The sequence below is a fragment of the Diaphorobacter ruginosibacter genome (genome assembly GCF_040396215.1).
GTDB classification, from domain to species: domain Bacteria; phylum Pseudomonadota; class Gammaproteobacteria; order Burkholderiales; family Burkholderiaceae_C; genus Diaphorobacter_A; species Diaphorobacter_A ruginosibacter_A.
This window is the reverse complement of the sequence record NZ_JBEBOW010000050.1, coordinates 1-22,731: the sequence shown is the minus strand read 5'-3', so window position 1 is coordinate 22,731 and position 22,731 is coordinate 1. Positions and strand designations below refer to the sequence as shown.

Here is a 22,731-nt window from a genome sequence, read left to right as displayed (position 1 = left end):
CCCCCAGTCAGAAGGCCGCGGAGCAGGCCAAGCCAGCAACCGCCGAGCAAGAGCCGCCTCGCGGCGAAGGCGGTGTCCCCCCTCAGGGGGGAAGGCGCGAAGCGCCACAGGGGGGATTCATCTTCCGCTATCCTAGAGGACAGTTCCACTACCGCACGTCCTGCATACACGACCGTGTCAGACCCGCATTCCGCGCGTCCTTCAGACAAGGATGACAAGCTTTCCCTCCTGCAACGCGTTCTGGAGTTCATCAATCCCGGCCCCAACACGACGGATGAACTGGTCGCGGCCATGGCAGAGGCCGAGGATGGCGAGGTCATCAATGCCGACACGCGCGTGCTGCTGGAGCGCGTGCTGCGCATGGCCGGAATGACGGCCAGCGACGTGATGGTGCCGGCGCCGCGCATGGATCTGCTGGACATCGACGTTCCCATCGACGAGCTGATCCTGCAGGTGATCCGCACGGCGCATTCGCGCTTTCCGGTCTACCAGGGCGAGCGCGACAACATCATCGGCGTGCTGCTGGCAAAGGACCTGCTCAAGCTCTCGCGCTCACCCAGCCTGAATATCCGCACCATGGTGCGGCCCGCCTTGTTCGTTCCAGAAAGCAAGGGGCTGAACGATCTTTCGCGCGAGTTCCGCAATTCGCGCAGCCACATGGCGATCGTGATCGACGAGTTCGGCCGCATCGCGGGGCTCGTCACCTTCGAGGACGTGATCGAGGAGATCGTCGGCGAGATCGAGGACGAGTTCGACGAACCAGAGGAAGACGGTGACATCTTCGGCCTGGCCGACCAGACCTACCGCGTGAGCGGAGATACCTCCATCGAGCGCGTGGCGGAAGCCTTCAACGTGAAGCTGCACAGTAGCGACCCGGACGAGTCGTTCGACACCATCGGCGGCCTGATCGCCCACGAACTGGGCCGCGTGCCGCGCAAGGGCGAGCATTTCGACATGGGCGGGCTGCGCTTCGTCGTGCTGCACTCCAAGGGCGGGGCGGTGCGCTGGTTCAAGGTCTCGCCGCATGTGGCGGATCCGGAAGGCGCCTGACGGGGCCATGACGCACAGCAGCGCATGAGTAGTCCGGACATCTTCCGTCCCGGCGCCGCGGGGCGGCTGCCGTGGCTGATCGCGGCGGTCGCGGGGATACTGCAGGCGGCCTCGCTTGCCTGGCCCTGGGGCGGGCAGCCCCTGTGGTGGCTGCAACTCGTATCGCTGGCCGCGCTGGCCGGCGTGGTTCTCAAGGCGGCGACGGCCCGCCGCGCCGGGCTGCTGGCCTGGCTGTTCTCCACGTCCTGGCTGTGCGGCACGTTCTGGTGGCTATTCATCTCCATGCACACCTACGGAGGCCTGGCCGCGCCGCTGGCAGCCGCCGCCGTGCTGGCGCTGGCGGCGTTCCTGGGCAGCTACTACGCCTTCGCCATCTGGTTCTTTCGCAAGCGCCAGCCTGCCAACCGATGGATGGCGGCGGCGCTTTTCGCCACGCTGTGGATGCTCGCGGAGCTCGCGCGCGGCCAGTGGTGGACCGGGTTTCCGTGGGGCGCGGCCGGATATGCGCATGTGCGGGGGCCGCTGTCGGTGCTGGCCCGCACGGTGGGCGTCTATGGAATGTGCTTTGCCGCCGCCTTCATCGCCTGCGCGGCAGCGTTTTTCAGCAAGCGCGATCTGCGCAATCGCTCATGGTGGCTGGGGTGTTTGGCGGTGCTGATCGTCTGGGGCGCGCTGGGCTACCAGCGCCAACTGGCGCTGCAGCGGATCGATGCGCAAAAAGAGCACCCACCGGTTCGACTGGCATTGCTCCAGGGGCAGATTCCACAGGACGAGAAATTCCAGGCCGGTAGCGGCATTCCCATGGCGCTCGAATGGTATGCGGGACGCCTGCGCGATGCGACCGCCACGCTGGTCGTCGCCCCGGAAACCGCGATCCCGCTGCTCCCCAAGCAACTGCCATCCGGCTATCTGGACATGGTGACCGAACGCTACGTCCGGCCAGGCGGAGATCAGGCCCTGCTGGTGGGGATTCCGTTGGGTGATTTCACAAACGGTTACACCAATTCCGTCCTGGGCTTCGCTCCCGGACAGCAGCCATACGAGTATGACAAGCACCATCTGGTGCCGTTCGGTGAATTCATCCCGCCGTTCTTTCGCTGGTTCACCGAGCTGATGAGCATTCCCCTGGGCGATTTCAATCGCGGCCCCGTGGGGCAGCCGTCGTTCCTGTTCCAGGACCAGCGGATTGCGCCCAACATCTGCTACGAAGACCTTTTCGGCGAGGAACTTGGCGCGCGCTTCGTGGACCCGGCCGCCGCGCCGACACTCATGGTGAACCTGAGCAATATCGGCTGGTTCGGCGATTCGCTGGCGATCGACCAGCATCTTGCGATCAGCCGGCTGCGCGCGCTGGAATTCGAGCGGCCCATGGTGCGCGCGACCAATACCGGAGCCACCGCGGTCATCGATCACCGGGGCCAGGTGACCCACAGCCTCGCGCGCGACAGGCGTGGCGTGCTGCTGGCCGAGGTGCAGGGGAATTTCGGAGCCGTCACGCCTTACGCATGGTGGGTGGGCCGCTTCGGGCTCTGGCCCCTGTGGGCGGTGGGCCTGCTGGCTGCCCTCGTGGCGTGGCGTTGCTGCAAACGTGTGTAAGCAGTGTTGCGCATTCACCAAAATCATGAAACTTACGGGCGTTCTGGCGGGTTTCTTGGCCCCAAGTTGCGGTTAGGCTACTTCAACCCTTGATAATGATGGCCTTTTGCAGAATGTATGCGGCTGGATTCAAATTCCAGTGGACCACGATGACGGCTCGGTGCCGTCTGGAGAATGACTGACAATGGCTGATTCTTTTTCCTATGAACAACTGATTGCCTCGGGCGAAGGCCGGTTGTTCACGCCGGACAGCGGGCGATTGCCTCTGCCTCCCATGCTGATGTTTGACCGTATCACCCACATCGATGCCGATGGCGGTGCGCATGGACTGGGAAAGATCGTGGCCGAACTGGATGTCAATCCGGACCTGTGGTTCTTCGCCTGCCATTTCCAGGGCGATCCGGTCATGCCCGGATGCCTGGGCCTGGACGCCATGTGGCAACTGATCGGCTTTTACCTGACCTGGCTGCAATTGCCGGGCCGTGGCCGCGCGCTGGGTGCGGGCGAGGTCAAGTTCACCGGCGAAGTCGGCCCGGACGTGAAACTGGTGACTTACGAAATCGACATCAAGCGTGTCATCAAGCGCAAGCTCAATATGGCCATTGGCGATGCGCGTCTGCTCGCCGATGGCAAGGAAATCTACGTGGCCAATGACCTGCGCGTGGGCCTTTTCATGCGTGAGGGCAACGGCCAGGGGGCTCAAGCATGAAAAAGCGCGTGGTGATCACGGGCGCGGGCATCGTCTCGTGCATCGGTAACGACCTCGAGACGGTGGAAGCATCGCTGCGCGCAAGCCGTTCAGGCATCAAGGCCATGCCAGAGTTCGCCGAACTGGGCCTGCGCAGCCAGGTGGCGGGCATCCCGCAGATCAACCTGGAAGAGCGCATCGACCGCAAGCAGCTGCGTTTCATGGGTGATGCGGCAGCCTACGCGCACATTGCGCTGACGGACGCGATCGGGCAGGCGGGCCTTACGCCGCAGCAGGTGTCGCACCCGCGCACCGGCCTCATCATGGGCTCGGGCGGAGGGTCTCCGGCCAACCAGATCGAAGCCGCCGACACGCTGCGCAGCAAGGGCATCCGCCGCGTGGGGCCGTACCAGGTCACGCGCTGCATGAGCTCGACCGTCTCGGCATGCCTTTCGACCAACTTCGGCATCAAGGGCATCAACTACTCGATCACCTCGGCTTGCAGCACCTCGGCGCACTGCATCGGCGCGGCGGCCCAGCAGATTGCCTGGGGCATGCAGGATGTGATGTTCGCCGGCGGCGGCGAGGAGCTCTCCTGGGGCATGGCGCTGCTGTTCGACGGCATGGGCGCGATGTCCGCCAAGTACAACGCCACGCCCGAGAAGGCATCCCGCGCCTACGATGCGAACCGCGACGGCTTCGTGATCGCTGGCGGTGGCGGCGCCGTGGTCCTGGAGAGCCTGGAGCATGCGCTGGCGCGCGGCGCGAACATCCTCGGCGAGGTGGTCGGCTTTGGCGCGACCAGCGATGGCGAGGACATGGTCGCGCCCTCGGGCACCGGCGCGATGGCCTGCATGCGCCAGGCCATCGAGGGTATCGACGGCCCCATCGACTACATCAACACGCATGGCACCTCGACCCCGGTGGGCGACGTGCCCGAGCTGCGCGCGATCCGCGAAGTGTTCGGCGAACAGGTGCCGCCGTTCTCCTCGACCAAATCGCTCACCGGCCATTCGCTGGGCGCCACGGGCGTGCAGGAAGCGATCTACTGCCTCATCATGCTCAACAAGGGCTTCATCGCCGGTTCCGCCAACGTGGAAACACTGGAGCCGGCCGCCGAAGGCATGCCGCTCGTCACCCAGACGCGCGACGCGCCGCTCCGCCAGGCGCTGTCCAACAGCTTCGGCTTCGGCGGCACCAACGCCTCGCTGGTGCTGCGCCGCTGGGACGGCAAATAATCCTGCCGGAATCGGCTGAAACGGGGACTTCGGTCCCCGTTTTCGTTGCTCGCGCCTAAAATCGAAGGTTCGCGCTCGAAAAGGCGCATCCATCTCGCAGCCCGAGGGCTGCCAAAAGCCATAACCCGTCATGCTGACCTTCCAACAAATCATCCTGAAATTGCAGTCGTATTGGGCAGACCAGGGCTGCGCGCTATTGCAGCCCTACGATATGGAAGTGGGTGCCGGTACATCGCACACCGCCACGTTCCTCAGGGCGATCGGCCCCGAGCCCTGGAAGGCCGCCTATGTGCAGCCCAGCCGCCGCCCCAAGGACGGACGCTATGGCGAGAATCCCAACCGCGGCCAGCACTACTACCAGTTCCAGGTGGTCCTGAAGCCGGCGCCGGACAACATCCTGGAGCTCTACCTGGGCTCGCTGCAGGCGCTGGGCTTCGACCTGAAGAGGAACGATATCCGCTTCGTCGAGGACGATTGGGAGAACCCGACGCTCGGCGCCTGGGGCCTGGGCTGGGAGGTGTGGCTCAACGGCATGGAAGTGACGCAGTTCACCTATTTCCAGCAGGTGGGCGGTATCGACTGCAAGCCCGCGACCGGCGAGATCACCTATGGCCTGGAGCGCCTGGCGATGTACCTGCAGGGCGTGGAGAACATGTACGACCTGGTCTGGACCGATGACGGCTCTGGCCGCAAGCTGAGCTACGGCGACGTGTTCCACCAGAACGAAGTGGAGCAATCGGCGTACAACTTCGAGCATTCCGATGCCGACTTCCTGTTCACCGCCTTTGGCGCGCATGAAAAGCAGGCGCAGCATCTCATGGAGGTGCAGCTCGCACTGCCCGCCTACGAGCAGGTGCTCAAGGCCGCCCACACATTCAACCTGCTCGACGCGCGTGGCGCGATCTCGGTGACCGAGCGCGCCGCCTACATCGGCCGCATCCGCAACCTCGCCCGATCGGTGGCCAAGAGCTATCTGGACAGCCGTGCGCGCCTGGGCTTCCCGATGGCGCCCAGGGCCTGGGCCGACGAAGTGCTGGCCGACATCGCCAAGGCCGAGCAGCAGCACAACAGCAAGAAGGCTGCCTGAGGCGGCGCGGAAAAAAAGAGAAGAGCAAAGAGATATTCACATGACCACACAGAATCTTCTTGTCGAGCTGTTTGTCGAGGAACTGCCGCCGAAGGCGCTGCAGAAGCTGGGCGATGCGTTCGCGGGCGTGCTGTTCGAGCAGCTCAAGGCGCAGGGCCTGGCGTCGCCGGACTCGCGCCTGACGGCCTACGCCTCGCCGCGCCGCCTGGCCGCGCACATCACCGAAGTGCTGCCGCAGGCGCCGGACAAGGCAGTGTCGCAAAAGCTCATGCCGGTCGCGGTCGGCCTGGATGCCCAAGGCAAGGCATCGCCCGCGCTGCTCAAGAAGCTCAACGCCCTGGGCGCGGATGAATCCGCCGTCGCGGCGCTCGAGCGCGTCAACGACGGCAAGGCCGACATCCTCTACTACCACAGCACGGCCAAGGGCGCGCAGCTCACCGACGGCGTGCAGAAGGCCCTGGACGAGGCCATCGCCCGGCTGCCCATCCCCAAGGTCATGCGCTATCAGTTGCAGGATGGCTGGAGCAGCGTGAACTTCGTGCGTCCGGCGCATGGCCTGGTCGCCATGCACGGCACGCAGGTGTTGCTGTCGGTGAACGCGCTGGGTCTTGGCGCGGGCAACAGCACGCACGGCCATCGTTTCGAGGCGAGCGTCGACCCGGTGGTGTTCGACAGCGCCGACGCATATGCCAGCCTGCTGCGCGAGCAGGGCGCGGTCATCGCCAGCTTCACCGAGCGCCGCGACGAGATCGCGCGGCAGCTCAAGGCGGCCGCCGAGCGTGTGGGCGGCGGTGTGCGCGCGATCGAGGACGACGCCTTGCTTGACGAAGTGACCGCGCTGGTCGAGCGCCCGAACGTGCTGGTCTGCGAGTTCGAGAAGGAGTTCCTCGACGTGCCGCAGGAATGCCTGATCCTCACGATGAAGGCCAACCAGAAGTATTTCCCGCTGCTGTCCGCCGAGGGCCGGTTGACCCATCAGTTCCTGGTGGTCAGCAACATCAGCCCGTCGGATGCGAGCGCCGTGATCGGCGGCAACGAGCGCGTGGTGCGCCCGCGCCTGGCCGATGCGAAGTTCTTCTTCGACCAGGACCGCAAGAAGACGCTGCTCTCGCGTGTCGATGCCCTCTCCAAGGTGGTCTATCACAACAAGCTCGGCACGCAGGGCGAGCGCATGCAGCGCGTGCGTGCAATCGCCAAGGCGATCGCTCACGATCTGTTCGACGCGATCGCCAAGGCGCACCCGGAGCAGCTTGGCAGCGTGGAAGGCGAAATCGCCGAAGACTATCTGCTGGAGAGCGTGGACACGGCGGCCATGCTCGCCAAGACCGACCTGGTGACCGACATGGTGGGCGAGTTCCCCGAGCTGCAGGGCATCATGGGCGGCTACTACGCCGCCAACGACGGCTTGTCCGTGCAGGTGGCCCAGGCCATCGAGGACCACTATAAGCCCCGCTTCGCGGGCGACGAGCTGCCGCGCGAGAACGTGGGCGTGGTCGTCGCGCTGGCCGACAAGCTGGAGACGCTGGTCGGCATGTTCGGCATCGGCAATCTGCCGACCGGCGACCGCGATCCGTTCGCGCTGCGCCGCCATGCGCTGGGCGTGATCCGCATGCTGATCGAGAAAGAGCTGCCGCTGGACCTGCCGCGCATCCTCAAGGCCGCGTCGCAGAGCTTTGGCGCGCTGCTGCCCGATGCCGACAAGAGCAATGCGCAACTGCTGGAATTCATCAACGAGCGCCTGGCCGGCTATCTGCGCGAGCAGGGCTACAGCGCCCAGGAAGCCGATGCTGTGATCGCCGCCAGTGTTCCCTGGGGAGAAATTCCCAAGGCGCTGCAAGCGGTGCGTGCGTTCGCCGATTTGCCCGAGGCGCCCGCACTCGCGGCGGCCAACAAGCGCATCGGCAACATCCTAAAGAAGGCCGGGAACGTGGATGCGCACGTGAACGCGGAGCTGCTGCTGGAGCCCGCGGAGCAGGCGCTCTACGCCGCCATGCAGCAGACCGTGCCGCAGGCCGACGCGAGGTTCGCCGAAGGCGACTACACGGGCAGTCTGCGGACGCTGGCCGCGTTGCGCGAGCCGGTGGACCGGTTCTTCGACGACGTGATGGTGAACGCCGATGAAGAGGCGATGCGCCTGAACCGCCAGGGCCTGCTGAAGTCGCTGCACGTGGCGATGAACCGCGTGGCCGATCTCTCGCGGCTGGCCTGACCAGAGCCTGGCATGACGCGGGCCGGGGATGCGTGGACAATGGATATGCACTCAGGCCGCATAATCTAAGCCATGAAAATTGCCATCCTCGACCGCGACGGCACGCTCAACGCCATTGGCGACGAATACATCACGACACCGGATGAATGGATGCCGATTCCCGGCGCCCTGGAGGCCGTGGCGCGCCTGTCGCGCGCCGGCTGGCATGTGGTGGTCGCCACCAACCAGCCGGGGTTGGGACGCGGCGTGATCGACGTGCATGCGCTCAACGCGATCCATGCGCGGATGCTCAAGATGCTGGCGGCGCTTGGCGGCCGCATCGACGCGGTGTTCTTCTGCCCGCATGCGGACTCCGAGCACTGCGGCTGCCGCAAACCCGCGCCCGGGCTGATGGAGCAGATCCGCGACCGTTATGGCGTCGAGCACGGCGAGATGGTGGCCGTGGGCAATTGTCCGTCGCACCTGCAGGCCGCCGCCGCCCTGGGGATCCAGCAACTGCACCTGGTGTGTTCCGGCATGTCCGGGCATCTGGATGCGTCCCGTGAACCGACCGCGCCGTGGCCCGAAGGCACGCGCGCGCATGCCGACCTGAACGCCTTCGTGGACTTCATCGCGACCGTACAGACTGCCAAGGCAGCATCCCTGCATTGAGTTTTGCGGCGCATCCCGAACCAGCCCCGCGGCGCAACACTACTTTAAGAGACTGATTCAACACTATGGCTTTCATCCGTTCCGTCCTTCATCTGTTGTGGATGGCCGTCACCGTGGTCCCCTACACGCTGGTGTTGCTGATAGCGCGTTTCACGGGCGCGAAGAAAGAGACCGTGTACGCGATCGCGCGGGCGTGGCTGGCACTGTCGGTCAACAGCGCGGGGCCGATGCTCGGCATCCGGCGGCGGGTCACCGGAATGGAGAATCTCCCCACCGATCCCGGACAGGGCGTGGTGCTGCTGTGCAAGCACCAGTCCACTTACGAAACCTTTCTGATGCCGGCGATCATGCCGCGCCCGCTGGCCTATGTGTTCAAGAAAGAGCTGCTGAGAATCCCGTTCTTCGGCTGGTCGATCGGCAGCCTGGACATGGTGCACATCGACCGCAGCCAGGGCAGCCGCGCGTTCGCCAAGGTGCTGCAGCAGGGGCGCAAGCTGCTGGCGCAGGGAACCTGGGTCATCATGTTCCCGGAAGGCACGCGCGTGGCGCGTGGTGAAGCGGGCCAGTACAAGAGCGGCGGCGCGCGTCTTGCCGTGAGCGCGGGCGTGCCGGTCGTCCCCATTGCCGTGACGTCGGCACGGGTCTGGCCCAAGAAGCCCTTCACCAAGCGGCCCGGCATCGTGGATGTTTCCATCGGCCCGCAGATTTCGCCCGAGGGCTTGACCCAGGACGAGTTGACGAAGAAAGCGCAGGACTGGATCGAGTCCGAGATGCGCCGCCTCGACCCCGAAGCCTACCCGCCGGGGCAGTAAGCCAAAGTGGGGCAGGGCTTGATTCAACTGGCGCTGGAATTCTTTGGCACGGGCAGTGCCGAGCCCGCTCCGCGCCCCGCGTCGGTTCCTGTGCAGGCCGCGCCCGCTGCACCGCTGCGCAGTGTTCTTTTCCCCGCCTCCTTCGGGCATCCGCAGGCCAACCGGGAAGTGCTTCTGGGCGAGGCGCGCGTGGCGTACCTGCTGCAGCGGGCGCGTCGGCGCAGCATCGGTTTCGTGGTGGATGCGGACGGGCTTTCCGTCAGGGCGCCCGCATGGGTCACGCTGACGGCAATCGACGCGGCACTGCAGGAAAAATCGGCCTGGATCCTGCGCAAGCTCGGTGACGCGCAATTGCGCCAGCAACGCAGGCAGGATGCGCGGATCGAGTGGAAGAACGGGGCGGTCTTCCCGTTTTTGGGCGAGCCGCTCACCATCGTGCTCGATGCCGGCCACCGGTTCAAGGAGCGCGGCGCGGCTCTGGTCGATGCGCCGTCCGAGGGCGCTACGCGCGAACTGCATGTCGCGTTGCCGCTTGCCGCAGACCCGGCCAAGATTCGTGACGCGGTTCATGCATGGCTGCTCCGGCAGGCGCGTGCGCACTTCATCGCGCGGCTCGATCACTTCGCGCCGCAGTTGAATGTGCGTTGGACCCGGTTGCGGCTGTCGAGCGCGCAGACGCGCTGGGGCAGCGCGCGCTCCGACGGCTCGATCTGCCTGAACTGGCGGCTGCTGCACTTTCGGCCCTCGGTGATCGATTATGTGGTGGCGCACGAGCTGTCGCATCTGCGCGTGATGGATCACTCGCCGCGTTTCTGGGACACCGTGGCCACGGTGGTGCCGGATTACAAGGAGCTGCGCCGCAGCCTGAAGGACGAGGCTACTCCCTCCTGGGATTGAGCCCGGATGCGGGCATGGTGCGCTGCTGCGGCTTCTGCCAGAATGAGCCCATGACTACCTCGCATCACAATTCGGCTCCAGGCCCGGAGCAGGCACAACCGGCGGACGGCTACGCGGGCAACGTGAGCCCGCAACTGGCATGGCAGTGGGTTCAGGAGGGACGGGCGGTCCTGATCGACGTGCGCACCGACGCCGAGCGCGAATGGGTCGGCCAGGTGCCTGGCGCCATCGCCGTGGCCTGGAAGCAATGGCCCGGCATGGCGATGAACCCTGCATTCGACGAGATGCTGCGCGCGGCGGTGCCGGCGGGCGGCAAGGCCGTGCTGCTGTGCCGCAGCGGCGTGCGCTCGGTTGCCGCGGCCAAACGCGCGGCGGAGCTGGGCATCGAGGCCTACAACATCCTGGGCGGCTTCGAGGGCGACCTGGATGCCAACGGCCAGCGCAATCGCATGGGCGGCTGGCGCTTTCACGGCCTGCCCTGGCATCAGTGACATCAGTGACGGCAGGGCCCGCGCCGTCGTCTTCCGTGTTTTCTTCAGGAGCGCCCATGGGCATCCATCCGTTTTCCGAGCTCATGCTCGGGCCTGACTGCAAGGGCTTTCCACTCACAGGCAAGGCATGCCGCGCCAGTGACATCGCCTCGCGGAACTGGAACGTGCTGGCCGATGATCTTCCGTTTCCCATCGCGGTGCTCAAGCGCACGGCGCTCGAGCACAACATCGCATGGATGCAGGACTACGCGCAGCGCAAGGGCGTGCTGCTCGCGCCCCATGGCAAGACCACCATGTCGCCCGAACTGCTGGCGGCCCAGCTCGTGGCGGGCGCCTGGGGCATCACGTTCGCGACGGCCTATCAGGCCAGCGTCGGTGTCGGCTGTGGGGCGCGCCGCATCATCATCGCCAATCAGGTGGTGTGCGACGCCGACCTGGACGCGCTTGACAGCCTGCTCGCGCAGACCGGGGATCTGCGCATCTGGTTCCTGGTCGATTCGCTCGCGCAGATCGCACTGATCGAGGACTGGGCCGCGCGCCGCGCAAGCGCCCGACAGTTCGACGTGCTGCTGGAGATGGGCATTCCAGGCAAGCGCACAGGCTGCAGAACGCAGGAAGAAGCCGTCGCGGTGGCGCAGGCGATCTCCCGATCGGGCGCGCTGCGCCTGGGCGGAGTGGAAGTCTATGAAGGCAATCTGGCGAACTGCGACAGTGGGCACGATGCCCGCGAAGTGACCGCGCTGGTGCGCCGCGTCGCGGATGTCGCCCGCGCTTGCGACACGGGCGGCCTCTGGCATCGGGATGCCGACCACATCCTGCTGACGGCGGGCGGATCGGCGGTGTTCGATCTCGTGATCCCGTTCCTGCGCACACAGGGGCTGTCGCGTCCGGTGCGCGGGGTGTTGCGCGCGGGTTGCTACATCACGCACGACCATCTCGGCTATACCCGCTATCTCAGGAATGTGGAGCAGCGCGAAGGGCTGGACGATTCGCTGCGACCCGCGCTCAGCGTATGGTCCATGGTGCAATCGGTTCCCGAGCCGGGCCTTGCGCTGCTCACCTGCGGGCGGCGCGATATTTCCCACGACCTGGAAATGCCGGTGCCGCTCGCCATCGCCCGCAAGGCGCAGCGCACGGCCGCCGCCGCGCCGGGATCATGGACGATCGCCGCGCTCAACGATCAGCATGCCTATCTGAATTTCGATCCCGCCGGGACGACGCCCGCCGTGGGAGACCGCATCGAGCTTGGCATATCGCATCCCTGCACCACGTTCGACAAATGGCGCTGGATGCCCATCGTCGAAGATGACGGGCGGGTGAGCGGCGCGATCCACACGCGCTTCTAGGCCGCCGCCGCGCCCGGACTCAGGCCGTCGGGCCTTCGCCGATCATCACTTCGCCGCGCAGCGTATAGGTGCGCGCCTCGGTGATGCGCACGTCGATCATCTGGCCGATGAGGCGTTCGTTGCCGGGGAAATTCACCACGCGGTTGCATTCGGTGCGGCCCATCAGCTCGCTGCCGTCGCGCTTGGAGACGCCTTCCACCAGCAGGCGCTGCACGGTGCCCACGCGCTCCTCGCTGATGTCCTTGATGTTCCGGTTGATGACGGCCTGCAGCTCCTGCAGCCGGCGCAGCTTCACTTCGTGGGGCGTGTCGTCGTGCAGATTGGCCGCGGGCGTGCCGGGGCGCGGGCTGAAGATGAAGCTGAAGGAGTTGTCGAAGCGGATGTCATGGATCAGCTTCATCATCTTCTGGAAGTCCTCCTCCGTCTCGCCCGGGAACCCGACGATGAAGTCGCTGCTCATCGCCAGGTCGGGGCGGATCGCGCGCAGCTTGCGCACGGTGCTCTTGTATTCCATGGCGGTGTAGCCGCGCTTCATCGCCATGAGGATCTTGTCGCTGCCGTGCTGCACCGGCAAATGCAGATGGCTCACGAGCTTGGGCAGCTTCGCGTAGGCCTCGATCAGGCGCGGCGTGAATTCGTTGGGGTGGCTGGTCGTGAAGCGGATGCGCTCTATGCCCGGGATTTCCGCCACGTATTCGAGCAGCAACGCGAAGTCGGCGATCTCGCTCGTCTCGCCCATCTTGCCCAGGTAGGCGTTCACGTTCTGGCCGAGCAGCGTGATTTCCTTGACGCCCTGGTCGGCCAGTCCGGCGACCTCCACCAGCACGTCCTCGAACGGGCGGCTGACTTCCTCGCCGCGCGTGTACGGCACCACACAGTAGCTGCAGTACTTGGAGCAGCCTTCCATGATCGATACGAATGCCGATGCGCCCTCGACGCGCGCCGGGGGCAGGTGGTCGAATTTCTCGATCTCGGGGAAGGAAATGTCCACCTGCGGCTTGGCCTTGGCGGCGCGGGCGTCGAGCAGCTCGGGCAGGCGATGCAGCGTTTGCGGCCCGAACACCACGTCGACGAACGGCGCGCGCTTGATGATCTCCTCGCCTTCCTGGCTCGCGACGCAGCCGCCCACGCCGATCAGAACACCTTTCTCCTTGAGGTGCCTGACGCGGCCCAGATCGCTGAATACCTTCTCCTGCGCCTTCTCGCGCACCGAGCAGGTGTTGAACAGGATCAGGTCGGCCTGCTCCGGATCGTCGGTGGGTTCGTACCCCTGGGCGGCGCCCAGCACATCGGCCATCTTGTCCGAGTCGTACTCGTTCATCTGGCAGCCGAAGGTTTTGATAAAGACTTTCTTGGACATGGCAATCACTTGGAAATAGGTGGACGCGGTGAAGGCGGAGCGAGCCATCGGCTGGCTGTGCTTGCATCGGCCCGGGCAATCGTGGAAATGGGGGAAGGCAAGAACGCGCCGCTCACGGCGGATGGATGCGCGGCGTGGGCGGGCCCGCCGCCGCCGCCAGGCTGGTCCGTCCCCGCGCGTGGCCTTGCAGCGCTGCTGCTACTGAAACCAGCCCTTCTTGGGCTCCTTGGCGATTTCGTTCTGCGTCAGTATCCAGACCGTGAGCAGCATGCCGGTGCTGGTCTCGACGAGATAGCGGACATCGAGTTTCTTGCCCACGACCGAATGGGCGAACACCAACTGATTTTGCTGGTTGAAGATGCGCAGGCCGGGCGCTAGGCGGTAGCTGGTCGAGCCCACCGTGCCTTCCACCGTGCTCGTGACGGTGAGTTCGCCGCGCTGCGAGCTGGCGGGGAAATTCCGGGCAACGGCGTTTTCCATCACCGCGCTCTGCTGGGCCATCGCGGAGGGCGTGGCGCTCAGGGCGAACAGGGCGCAGGCGATCGCGGCGGCGAAGTGGCGTGCTGTTGTCTGTGGCTTCAAGTGGAGCAAATGTGGCTTGAAACAGCGGTTCATGGTGTACATCCAGAGGCTGAGAGGTGCGGTGATTCTATCCGCGCGGGCACGGCAGGGGCGCAGAAGGGAGAACCACGGGGCGGCGTGGACGTGCCGGCGCCGCCATGAAAAAAGCCACGCGTGGCGCGTGGCTTTCCTGACTGGTGGTCGTAGAGGGACTTGAACCTTCGACATCAGCATTATGAATGCTGCGCTCTAACCAACTGAGCTATACGACCTGGATTCACAAAGCCCACAGGACCGGAAGGAGCTGCGGGCTGAATATGGTGGTCGTAGAGGGACTTGAACCTTCGACATCAGCATTATGAATGCTGCGCTCTAACCAACTGAGCTATACGACCGGAGACTAATATTATAGCCCAGGATTTAATTGTTCGAGAAACTGGCCTTGCGCTTGTTCACGAACGCATCCATGCCTTCCTTCTGGTCGTTGGTGGCGAACAGCGCATGGAACAGGCGGCGCTCGAACATCACGCCGTCGGAGAGCGTGCCTTCGAAGGAGCGGTTCACGGACTCCTTGGCGGCCATGACGGCGATTTGCGAGAAATCGCTGATCTGAAGGGCCGCGCCCAGGGCTTCCTCCATCAGCTTGTCGAGCGGCACGACGCGGCTTGCCAGGCCGGAGCGCTCGGCCTCGGCGGCGTCCATCATGCGGCCAGTGAGCGCCATGTCCATGGCCTTGGACTTGCCGACGGCGCGCGGCAGTCGCTGCGTGCCGCCCGCGCCGGGAATGACGCCCAGCTTGATTTCAGGCTGGCCGAATTTGGCGTTGTCCGCCGCGATGATGAAGTCGCACATCATGGCGAGCTCGCAGCCGCCGCCCAGCGCGTAGCCGGCCACTGCGGCGATCACGGGCTTGCGGATCTGGCGGATCTGCTCCCAGTTGCGGGTGATGTAGTCGCCCTTGTAGGCGTCGGCGAAGCTGTACCTGGCCATGGCGCCGATGTCCGCGCCCGCTGCGAACGCCTTCTCGCTGCCGGTGAGGATGATGCAGCCGATGCTCTCGTCCGCGTCGAACGCGCGCAGGGCCTCGCCCAGTTCGTTCATGAGCTGGTCGTTCAGCGCATTCAGCGCCTTGGGGCGGTTCAGCGTGATCACGCCGACTTTTCCGGCTTCGGTGCGGACTTCAATCATTTCGTAGGCCACGGTTATCTCCAGAGTGTCTGATCAGTGGTGCGCGGTAATGCGCAAGGAAAGCAGTCACTATACCGAAGCGCGCCGAAGGCCGATCCGCGCCATCCGCCCCAAAGGCGGAAAGTGCGAATCATCTGTCGGTGTTTGGGTCGCTCATGCGGCGCCGGGGTTCTCTTCACGCAGCCAGTTCCTGGCCAGTTCCGCATCGTCCACGTTCAGGCGCACCGTGTCCGGCATGGCTGTGGGAGAGGCTGCGGGCTGGAGCGCGATCGGCAGTCTCAGCAACCGGCGATCGCGTGAGACCAGGGCGGTGGCGCGCCGGGCCGCGCCCGCGTAGAGCGCCAGGTCGTCAAGCCTGTGCAGGCGCCAGGCGTCGCCATCGGCAAGCTCGATGCCCAGCCATTCGTCGCCCGCCATGAAGCCTGCCTGTTCGGCAGGGCCGCCGCTCAACACCGCCTTGACGGCGATGCCGACGGCGCCTTCCTGCACGCGCATGCCCAGCCGCTGCGCCGGGGCCGCCGTGTCCGGCTGCATGGCGATGCCCTGGCTTGCCAGCAGTTCTTTGAGCGGCAGGTCATCGGTGCCGTAGGCCCAGCGCTGGATCTCGCCGGCCCAGCTCCTGCCGGTGAGATCGTGAAGCACCTGCAGCACGTCATCCAGCGACATGGGGCCGCCCCTGGTGCGCCGCCACAATCCGCGCATCACGTCATCCAGCGTGGCCTTGCCGTGCTGGCGCAGCGCCAGATCGAGACACAGCGCCACCAGCGAGCCCTTGGTGTAATAACTCACGGTGGAGTTGGGCGTGTTCTCGTCCTGGCGGTAGTACTTGACCCAGGCGTCGAAGCTGGCTTCGGCAACGGATTGCACCTTGCGGCCGGGAGTCTGCTGCACCTGGTTGATGGTCTTGGTCAGCAGCCGCAGGTAGGCTGCGTGATCGATGAGTCCGGCGCGGCGCAGCAGAAGGTCGTCGTAGTAGCTGGTGAAGCCCTCGAAGAACCACAGCAGCCCGGTGTAGTTTTCGGCGTCGTAGTCATGGCGCGCGAACTCCGCGGGCCGCATGCGCTTGACGTTCCAGGTGTGGAAATATTCATGGCTGATCAGGCCGAGCAAGGTGTTGTAGCCTTCGGGCGCCTGCTTCTCGCCCACGCGAGGCAGGTCGCGGCGGCCGCAGATGAGGGCGGTGCTGTTCTTGTGTTCGAGCCCGCCGTAGCCATCGTCCACCACGTTCAGCATGAACAGGTAGTGCGCATGCGCGGGCTTGCGCCGCCCGTGCCAGAAGCGGATCTCCGTCTCGCAGATGCGGCGCGTGTCCGCCACCAGGCGCTCGCCGTCGAAGGTGGGAGCGGCTCCCGCCACGACGATGCGGTGAGGCACTCCGCATGCGGTGAAGCGGGCGCTCCAGAACCTGCCCAGCTCCACGGGGCTGTCCACCAGCTCGTCGTAGTTGGCGGCGGCATAGGTGCCGAAACCCGCGCGGTTGACCTTCACCGGCGTGAGCGATGTCGCTGCCTGCCAGCCCTTGATGCGCGCGGGTGGCGCGATATCAATGCCGTGCGGTTTGTCCTCGTGGCCGACCGCGCGCAGGCAGAGGCTGGTGCCGTTGAAGAACCCGCGCGAGCCGTCGAGCCAGGCGGTGCGCACGGAATGGTCGTACGCCGCCACCTGGTAGGTGAGCGTGAGCGGCTGGTTCCTGGCGCATGAGGCGATCCAGCGGTGCTTGTCGAGCTGACGGAGCGTTACCTCCTCGCCGTTTTGCCGCGCCTTCAGCTGCTGTAGGTTTTTGGAGAATTCGCGCACCAGATAGCTGCCCGGAATCCACACGGGCAGCGCCAGCTCCTGCCGGGCGGCGGGGCGCGCGACCACCATCGTCACATTGAAGAGATGGGTGTGCGGATCGGTGGGCTCCACGCGGAAGTAGACGGCGGGTGTGGCTATGGTCATGGTGTCTCTCTCCTGTCCGGCATGCGGGTGCCGCAAAGAAAAAGGCCGGGCGCTTGGGCGCCAGGCCTGGTCCGGTGCCGCGGCGATGCGGTCACTTGGCGGCGGCGATCGCGGTGAGGCGCTTTTCCACTTCCTGCGAGCTGATGGCGCCCGGCACGCGCGTGCCGTCCTCGAAGATGATGGTGGGCGTGCCGGTGATCTTGTGCTTGCGGCCCAGGGCCAGGTTGCGCTGGATGGCCGCCGTGTCGCAGCTCGCCGCCGCAGTGGTCTTGTCGCGCAGCATATGCTCTTCCCATTCCTTGGCGCGGTCCTTCGAGCACCAGATGTTGCGGCTCTTCTCGGCGGAATCGGGGCTGAGGATGGGGTAGAGGTACAGGTACACGGTGATGTTGTCGACGTTCTGCATGTCCTTCTCGAAGCGCTTGCAGTAGCCGCAGTTCGGATCCTCGAACACGGCGATCTTGCGCTTGCCGTTGCCGCGCACGATGGTGAAGGCATCGGCCGTGGGCAGGGCGCTGAAGTCGATGGCGGTGAGCTTGTTGATGCGGTCTTCCGTCAGGTTGCGGCGCGCCTTGGTGTCGATCAGCTCGCCCTGGATCAGGTAGTTGCCCGTGGCGTCGGTGTAGAACACGTCGGTGCCAACGCGTACTTCATACAGGCCTTTCATCGGAGTGGCGACCACTTCGTCGATGTTCTGCAGTTGCGGAATGCGGTCCGCCAGGGACTTGCGGATGGCCGCTTCCTGAGCCGATGCGCCGGCGCTCGCCAGCAATGCGGCGCCCGCCAACAAGGTAGTGACTAATTTCATGGTGGTTTTCATCAACTCGACAGTCCCAATTCAAAACATCAACAAATTCATTCATGTCCGGCGGCGGGTGCGCGAAGGTCAGCGCCTTGCCGGTGGCTGCATCCCCATGGCCTGCCGGGCCACCCATTCCTTGAGCGGGCCGCTCATCTCGAATCCTCGCATGCCCCAGTTGCGCAGGGCCTGCAGGGGGGATTCATGGCGCGCGAACAGCTGCTGCAGCGCATCCATGGTGGTGCCCAGCGGCAGCAGGGCCGATTTGCGCTCCCGCTCGTATTGCCGCAGCAGGCGCATGTCGCCCACGCCGCGCCAACTGGCCCGCTCGCCGAGGATGCGCGCCAGCGCGGTGACGTCGCCCAGGCCCAGGTTCAACCCCTGGCCGGCCAGCGGATGCACCGTGTGTGCGGCATCGCCGGCCAATACCCATTGCTGCCCGGCCGCCGCCCCCGGCATCGCACCGCACCAGCGGCGCGCCTGCGCGTGCTGAAGCGGCCATGATGCGCGCGGCGCTGTCAGTTCCAGCGATCCCAGGCTGTCCTCGCTCACTTCCTGCAGTCTCAGCGCGAACGCCGCTCCATCGGCCTGCAGCCAGTGCCGCGCCTGATCGTGAGGGATGGACCAGACAACGGCCACGGAGTTCCCCTGAGCGCCCTCCAGCGGCAAAAACGCGAGAATGCCGCCGTCGGCGGTGAACCATTGCCGGGCGATCTGGCTGTGCGGGCGCTCGCAGCGCAGGCGCGTGGCGATCGCGGTCTGCCCATAGGGGGTGACGTCGAATTCCACGCCCCATTGCGCGCGGCTCTTGCTCGCGCGGCCCTCGCAGACGACCGTCAGCGGCGCGGCGGCGGGCTCCTTCACCACTTCCACCAGCGGCTGAAAGCGCGTGGCGTCAGCGAGCTGCCGCTCCAGCGCGGGCACGTCCACGATCCAGGCCATGGCCTCGGCCTGCTGGCGCCCGGCGTCAAACGTCACGGCGCCGCCTTGGTCGCCGTGGACCTGCATTTGCAGGACGGCGGTGGCATGTTCGGGATCGGGCCAACTGCGCACTGATTCCAGAACGGCGCGCGATGCGGCGTTCATCGCATAGGCGCGCACGTCGGAGTGCGAGGGCGCATGCGCGCCCTCGGTGTCGACCAGGGCGACGCGAAGCCGCTCCCGAGCCAACAGCAAAGCCAGGGTGCGGCCCACGATGCCCGCACCGCGAATACAAACGTCAAATGATTGCGCCATGAGGGAATTGTAGGAGGGACGGCGCACCCGCCCCGCGAGAAGGCAGAATCCCTGTCCTGACGGCGCATCCGCGAGGATGCGCGGCAGCCTTGAAACTGGAATCGCAGATATGGAATTCGAGACGGAACACGACCTCGCGGGAACGATCCGCAACCTGTTCATCTATCCCGTCAAGTCCTGCGCGGGCATTGCCGTGCGGGAGGCCAGGCTGGTCGCCAGCGGACTGCAGTGGGACCGGGCATGGATGGTGACGGACATGGACGGCGCCCTGCGCACCCAGCGCGAGTTGCCGCGCATGGTGCTGATCCAGCCGGCTCTAGCTGGCGACGAACTGTTGCTCGACGCGCCCGGCATGCCGCAGCTACGGCTGCCCGCTTGCGCCCTGCCGTGCGGAGGCGCGGAAACCCGTGCGCGGGTCTGGCGCGATACGGTGGCTGCGCGCGACATGGGCGAAGCCGCGGCCGACTGGTTCTCGCGCTTTCTCGGCGTGCCCTGTCGCCTGGTGCGGTTCGACCCGCAATACCGCCGCATCGTCGATCCTCAATGGACCGGCGAGGTGGAAGCCATCACCCAGTTTGCCGATGGTTTTCCGATGCTGGTGACCAGCACCGCCTCGATCGACGAACTGAACCAACGCCTGTCAGGCGCTGGCGAGGCGGTGGTGGAGGTGCGCCGTTTCCGCCCGAACCTCGTGATCGACGGCGTCCAGCCGCACGATGAGGATCGCATCGATTCGCTTGTCATCGCCGCCCAGGAAGAAGCCGTGGAACTGCGCATGGCCAAGCCCTGCACCCGCTGCCCCATGCCTGACGTGAATCCGGACAATGCCGAAACGGGCTCGCAGGTCAACGGCATGTTGCGCCAGTACCGCCAGGACCCGCGCATGAACGGCGCTCTCACCTTCGGAATGAATGCGATCACGCTGCGCGGCGAAGGGCAGGTGCTGCGTGTCGGGCAGCGCGTGGGCGCGAATCTGAGCTTCGCCTGAACGCCGCGCCCGCGCCCGCGCGCGTGGCCGTCCGCAGCGGCCCGGCCCGGCCAGAAATGCTTGGCAAGACGGTCCCCCACAGTGAAGCCTGATCGCTGCCAATGCATCACGCCCATCGACTCCCGCCGGGGGATCACGGCCAATCCTGCCCATTGCCCGGAGCGAAGCCCCCGGGATTCGGTGATCAGTACAATCGGCATGAGTTTCCCTTGGCAAAACGAGGACAAGGTCCTCGGCAAGCCCGACACATTCCCCACACCCCGTATGCGAGGCCGGCCCGGGCGTCCGCACTCATGCCGGTATGGGGCATCTGCAATGTGCAAGGGGTCGATTTAAAAAGGAATTTCCATGAGCCTCAAATGCGGCATCGTGGGCCTGCCCAATGTGGGCAAGTCCACTCTTTTCAACGCGCTGACGAAGGCCGGCATTGCCGCCGAGAACTATCCCTTCTGCACGATCGAGCCCAATACGGGCGTCGTGGAAGTGCCTGATCCGCGCTTGAAGGAACTTGCAAAAGTCGTCGAACCCGAGCGGGTCGTGCCCGCGATCGTCGAGTTCGTGGACATTGCCGGCCTGGTGGCTGGCGCGTCCAAGGGCGAAGGCCTTGGCAACCAGTTCCTCGCGCACATCCGCGAGACGGACGCGATCGTCAACGTGGTGCGCTGCTTCGAGGATCCGAACGTGATCCACGTGGCCAACAAGGTCGACCCGGTGGCCGACATCGAGGTCATCCAGACCGAACTGTGCCTGGCCGACCTCGCCACCGTGGAGAAGGCGCTCAACCGCTACAGCAAGGCCGCCAAATCGGGCAACGACAAGGAAGCCGCCAAGCTGGTGTCGCTGCTCACGCCGATCCAGGCGGCGCTCGACCAGGGCAAGCCCGCCCGCACGGTGCCTGTCAGCAAGGAAGACGCGCCGCTGCTCAAGCCCTTCTGCCTGATCACCGCCAAGCCCGCGATGTTCGTCGGCAATGTGAGCGAGGACGGTTTTGAGAACAACCCGCTGCTCGAAAGCCTCAAGGAATACGCCGCTGCGCAGGGCGCGCCGGTCGTGGCCATCTGCGCGAAGATCGAGGCCGAGATGTCCGAAATGGGCGACGAAGACCGCGACATGTTCCTGCAGGAGATGGGCCTGGAGGAGCCGGGCCTCAACCGCCTGATCCGCGCGGGCTTCAAGCTGCTGGGCCTGCAGACCTACTTCACCGCCGGCGTGAAGGAAGTGCGCGCCTGGACCATCCACGTGGGCGACACCGCGCCGCAGGCGGCCGGTGTGATCCACGGCGACTTCGAACGCGGCTTCATCCGCGCGCAGACCATCTCGTTCGACGACTTCATCCAATACAAGGGCGAACAGGGCGCGAAGGATGCGGGCAAGATGCGCGCCGAGGGCAAGGAGTACGTGGTCAAGGACGGGGATGTGATGAATTTCCTGTTCAACGTCTGACACAAATTTCTTGAGCAAGAAAGACCCACACTTCGTACAGGCCGATCTGGTGGCGGTGCTGGTGGCCGTGACTTCCGGCCAGCCGCGCGTTCTCACCACTCGGGAAGGACACGCCTTGCCCGCGGGGCCGTTCACGGCGGGGCACAGGTCGCTTCAGGCGAGCCTGCGCGAATGGGTGGAGAGCCAGACGCATCATCCGCTGGGGTATGTGGAGCAGCTCTACACGTTTCCCGATCGTGATCGCTCGGAGGCGCTGGGCATGCGGGCCATCTCCATCAGCTACCTGGGACTGACCCGGGAGGAGGGCGGTGGCGGCGCGGCGCTGTCCGGCTGGCGCGACTGGTACCACTATTTCCCGTGGGAAGACTCGCGCGAGGGCGAACCCGCCCTGGTCGCCGGGATCATTCTTCCGCGGCTGCGCGAATGGGCGCGGGCCGCCGGCGATGCGGCATCCAGAAAGCATCGGGCGCAACGCATGGCGGTGATGTTCGGGCTGGAGGACAACGCGTGGAACGAGGAGCTGGTGCTGCAGCGTTACGAGCTTTTGTTCGAGGCCGGCCTGGTGCAGGAATCGCGCCACTACGGCATCCAGTCCCCGCGCGAAGAGCTGCTGCCGGGCGCAAGCATGGGCCAGGACCATAGGCGCATCCTGGCCACCGGCATGGCCCGCCTGCGCGCCAAGATCAAGTATCGCCCGGTCGTGTTCGAGTTGATGCCGCCCGAGTTTTCGCTGCTTCAACTGCAGCAGACGGTCGAGGCATTGGCGGGACGCGGTCTGCACAAGCAGAATTTCCGTCGCCAGATAGAGCAGCAGGCGCTCGTCGAGGAGACGGGGCAGATGGCGCTGGGAGCAGCCGGGCGGCCCGCGAAGCTGTTTCGCTTCCGGCGCAACGTGGTGCTGGAGCGCGCGATGTCGGGCAACAAGCTGCCGCTGGCGAGAGGCTGACTCGCGTCCGGCGTCCGGCGTCCGGGGCTGGCGGTGCCCGTCCTTGTTGACTTTCTTTATGCTCCTGATTAGCATAAGTTCCTCGCGCCGTGGCGCCTTCTTTTTTTGGATTTATATACTCAAAATGAGCATTAAAGAGAGCAAAGCCCTGCCTGTCCCGCCGCTTCCCGACGTGATGCTGGAGCCCCTGGTGCGCATGGCGCT

General features: G+C 65.6%; 20 protein-coding genes and 2 tRNA genes. 14 read left to right on the top strand and 8 right to left on the bottom strand.

From position 1 onward, the window contains the following. The first annotated feature begins 174 nt into the window (after positions 1-174). From ABWP92_RS08430 to ABWP92_RS08380, 11 genes are all read left to right on the top strand, one after another. A complete protein-coding gene (locus ABWP92_RS08430) occupies positions 175-1,050 on the top strand; it encodes a CorC family transporter (RefSeq protein ID WP_353234930.1) in 876 nt (291 codons plus the stop codon). 24 nt (positions 1,051-1,074) lie between these two features. Further along, a complete protein-coding gene (gene lnt, locus ABWP92_RS08425; RefSeq protein WP_353234929.1) occupies positions 1,075-2,646 on the top strand; it encodes an apolipoprotein N-acyltransferase in 1,572 nt (523 codons plus the stop codon). 184 nt (positions 2,647-2,830) lie between these two features. Further along, positions 2,831-3,355, top strand: a complete 525-nt coding sequence (gene fabA / locus ABWP92_RS08420; protein ID WP_502907484.1) for a bifunctional 3-hydroxydecanoyl-ACP dehydratase/trans-2-decenoyl-ACP isomerase — start codon at positions 2,831-2,833, stop codon at positions 3,353-3,355. Further along, a complete protein-coding gene (fabB, locus tag ABWP92_RS08415; protein ID WP_353234928.1) occupies positions 3,352-4,572 on the top strand; it encodes a beta-ketoacyl-ACP synthase I in 1,221 nt (406 codons plus the stop codon). Before fabA ends, fabB begins: the two co-directional genes overlap by 4 nt. Before the next feature lie 130 nt (positions 4,573-4,702). Beyond that, a complete protein-coding gene (glyQ, locus tag ABWP92_RS08410) occupies positions 4,703-5,659 on the top strand; it encodes a glycine--tRNA ligase subunit alpha (RefSeq protein WP_353234927.1) in 957 nt (318 codons plus the stop codon). Positions 5,660-5,699: 40 nt separating this feature from the next. Then, entirely contained in the window at positions 5,700-7,868 is a 2,169-nt protein-coding gene (gene glyS, locus ABWP92_RS08405; RefSeq protein ID WP_353234926.1) for a glycine--tRNA ligase subunit beta, read from the top strand. Between the two features lie 72 nt (positions 7,869-7,940). Next, positions 7,941-8,519 carry a D-glycero-beta-D-manno-heptose 1,7-bisphosphate 7-phosphatase gene (gmhB, locus tag ABWP92_RS08400; protein ID WP_353234925.1) on the top strand — a complete coding sequence of 193 codons (579 nt, stop codon included), beginning with the start codon at positions 7,941-7,943 and terminating at the stop codon, positions 8,517-8,519. 65 nt (positions 8,520-8,584) lie between these two features. Beyond that, entirely contained in the window at positions 8,585-9,331 is a 747-nt protein-coding gene (locus ABWP92_RS08395) for a lysophospholipid acyltransferase family protein (RefSeq protein WP_353234924.1), read from the top strand. 18 nt (positions 9,332-9,349) lie between these two features. Then, on the top strand, positions 9,350-10,228 hold the full coding sequence (locus tag ABWP92_RS08390; protein WP_353234923.1) for a M48 family metallopeptidase: 879 nt from the start codon (positions 9,350-9,352) through the stop codon (positions 10,226-10,228). Positions 10,229-10,278: 50 nt separating this feature from the next. After that, positions 10,279-10,719, top strand: coding sequence for a rhodanese-like domain-containing protein (locus ABWP92_RS08385; RefSeq protein WP_353234922.1), 441 nt, complete (start codon positions 10,279-10,281; stop codon positions 10,717-10,719). A 56-nt stretch (positions 10,720-10,775) separates the two neighbouring features. Next, the gene (locus ABWP92_RS08380) at positions 10,776-12,065 is read left to right on the top strand and encodes an amino acid deaminase (protein ID WP_353234921.1); all 1,290 of its coding nucleotides are present in this window, start codon (positions 10,776-10,778) and stop codon (positions 12,063-12,065) included. A 19-nt stretch (positions 12,066-12,084) separates the two neighbouring features. Here ABWP92_RS08380 and miaB read toward each other — a convergent pair whose 3' ends face one another. The 8 genes from miaB to ABWP92_RS08340 form a co-directional block, all read right to left on the bottom strand. Beyond that, positions 12,085-13,425 carry a tRNA (N6-isopentenyl adenosine(37)-C2)-methylthiotransferase MiaB gene (gene miaB, locus ABWP92_RS08375; RefSeq protein WP_353234920.1) on the bottom strand — a complete coding sequence of 447 codons (1,341 nt, stop codon included), beginning with the start codon at positions 13,423-13,425 and terminating at the stop codon, positions 12,085-12,087. Between the two features lie 198 nt (positions 13,426-13,623). Next, positions 13,624-14,007, bottom strand: a complete 384-nt coding sequence (locus tag ABWP92_RS08370) for a hypothetical protein (protein WP_353234919.1) — start codon at positions 14,005-14,007, stop codon at positions 13,624-13,626. Positions 14,008-14,181: 174 nt separating this feature from the next. Continuing rightward, positions 14,182-14,258 (bottom strand) — tRNA-Met (locus tag ABWP92_RS08365). Positions 14,259-14,304: 46 nt separating this feature from the next. Then, positions 14,305-14,381: transfer RNA gene (locus ABWP92_RS08360), tRNA-Met, on the bottom strand. Positions 14,382-14,406: 25 nt separating this feature from the next. Next, positions 14,407-15,186: an enoyl-CoA hydratase gene (locus tag ABWP92_RS08355; protein ID WP_353234918.1), complete on the bottom strand. Its 780-nt coding sequence runs from the start codon at positions 15,184-15,186 to the stop codon at positions 14,407-14,409. A 141-nt stretch (positions 15,187-15,327) separates the two neighbouring features. Then, on the bottom strand, positions 15,328-17,115 hold the full coding sequence (locus tag ABWP92_RS08350; RefSeq protein ID WP_353234917.1) for a M61 family metallopeptidase: 1,788 nt from the start codon (positions 17,113-17,115) through the stop codon (positions 15,328-15,330). Positions 17,116-17,206: 91 nt separating this feature from the next. Continuing rightward, entirely contained in the window at positions 17,207-17,923 is a 717-nt protein-coding gene (locus tag ABWP92_RS08345) for a DsbC family protein (protein WP_353234916.1), read from the bottom strand. Between the two features lie 78 nt (positions 17,924-18,001). Beyond that, the gene (locus ABWP92_RS08340) at positions 18,002-19,150 is read right to left on the bottom strand and encodes an FAD-dependent monooxygenase (RefSeq protein WP_353234915.1); all 1,149 of its coding nucleotides are present in this window, start codon (positions 19,148-19,150) and stop codon (positions 18,002-18,004) included. 109 nt (positions 19,151-19,259) lie between these two features. Here ABWP92_RS08340 and ABWP92_RS08335 point away from each other — a divergent pair, with 109 nt between their 5' ends. The 3 genes from ABWP92_RS08335 to ABWP92_RS08325 all read left to right on the top strand — a co-directional run bounded on the left by ABWP92_RS08335 (position 19,260) and on the right by ABWP92_RS08325 (position 22,527). Further along, a complete protein-coding gene (locus tag ABWP92_RS08335; RefSeq protein WP_353234914.1) occupies positions 19,260-20,138 on the top strand; it encodes an MOSC domain-containing protein in 879 nt (292 codons plus the stop codon). Between the two features lie 348 nt (positions 20,139-20,486). Then, positions 20,487-21,581: a redox-regulated ATPase YchF gene (gene ychF, locus ABWP92_RS08330; RefSeq protein ID WP_353234913.1), complete on the top strand. Its 1,095-nt coding sequence runs from the start codon at positions 20,487-20,489 to the stop codon at positions 21,579-21,581. A 10-nt stretch (positions 21,582-21,591) separates the two neighbouring features. After that, the gene (locus ABWP92_RS08325) at positions 21,592-22,527 is read left to right on the top strand and encodes an NUDIX hydrolase (protein WP_353234912.1); all 936 of its coding nucleotides are present in this window, start codon (positions 21,592-21,594) and stop codon (positions 22,525-22,527) included. Positions 22,528-22,731 lie beyond the last annotated feature (204 nt).

Bases quoted from the DNA above. Each gene is read 5' to 3' on its own strand.
- ABWP92_RS08340 (WP_353234915.1), bottom strand. From the start codon at position 19,150: ATGGCGCAATCATTTGACGTTTGTATTCGCGGTGCGGGCATCGTGGGC.
- miaB (WP_353234920.1), bottom strand. From the start codon at position 13,425: ATGTCCAAGAAAGTCTTTATCAAAACCTTCGGCTGCCAGATGAACGAG.
- ychF (WP_353234913.1), top strand. From the start codon at position 20,487: ATGAGCCTCAAATGCGGCATCGTGGGCCTGCCCAATGTGGGCAAGTCC.
- fabB (WP_353234928.1), top strand. From the start codon at position 3,352: ATGAAAAAGCGCGTGGTGATCACGGGCGCGGGCATCGTCTCGTGCATC.
- lnt (WP_353234929.1), top strand. From the start codon at position 1,075: ATGAGTAGTCCGGACATCTTCCGTCCCGGCGCCGCGGGGCGGCTGCCG.
- ABWP92_RS08395 (WP_353234924.1), top strand. From the start codon at position 8,585: ATGGCTTTCATCCGTTCCGTCCTTCATCTGTTGTGGATGGCCGTCACC.
- glyQ (WP_353234927.1), top strand. From the start codon at position 4,703: ATGCTGACCTTCCAACAAATCATCCTGAAATTGCAGTCGTATTGGGCA.
- gmhB (WP_353234925.1), top strand. From the start codon at position 7,941: ATGAAAATTGCCATCCTCGACCGCGACGGCACGCTCAACGCCATTGGC.
- ABWP92_RS08345 (WP_353234916.1), bottom strand. From the start codon at position 17,923: ATGAAATTAGTCACTACCTTGTTGGCGGGCGCCGCATTGCTGGCGAGC.
- ABWP92_RS08385 (WP_353234922.1), top strand. From the start codon at position 10,279: ATGACTACCTCGCATCACAATTCGGCTCCAGGCCCGGAGCAGGCACAA.
- ABWP92_RS08335 (WP_353234914.1), top strand. From the start codon at position 19,260: ATGGAATTCGAGACGGAACACGACCTCGCGGGAACGATCCGCAACCTG.
- ABWP92_RS08350 (WP_353234917.1), bottom strand. From the start codon at position 17,115: ATGACCATAGCCACACCCGCCGTCTACTTCCGCGTGGAGCCCACCGAT.
- glyS (WP_353234926.1), top strand. From the start codon at position 5,700: ATGACCACACAGAATCTTCTTGTCGAGCTGTTTGTCGAGGAACTGCCG.
- fabA (WP_502907484.1), top strand. From the start codon at position 2,831: ATGGCTGATTCTTTTTCCTATGAACAACTGATTGCCTCGGGCGAAGGC.
- ABWP92_RS08380 (WP_353234921.1), top strand. From the start codon at position 10,776: ATGGGCATCCATCCGTTTTCCGAGCTCATGCTCGGGCCTGACTGCAAG.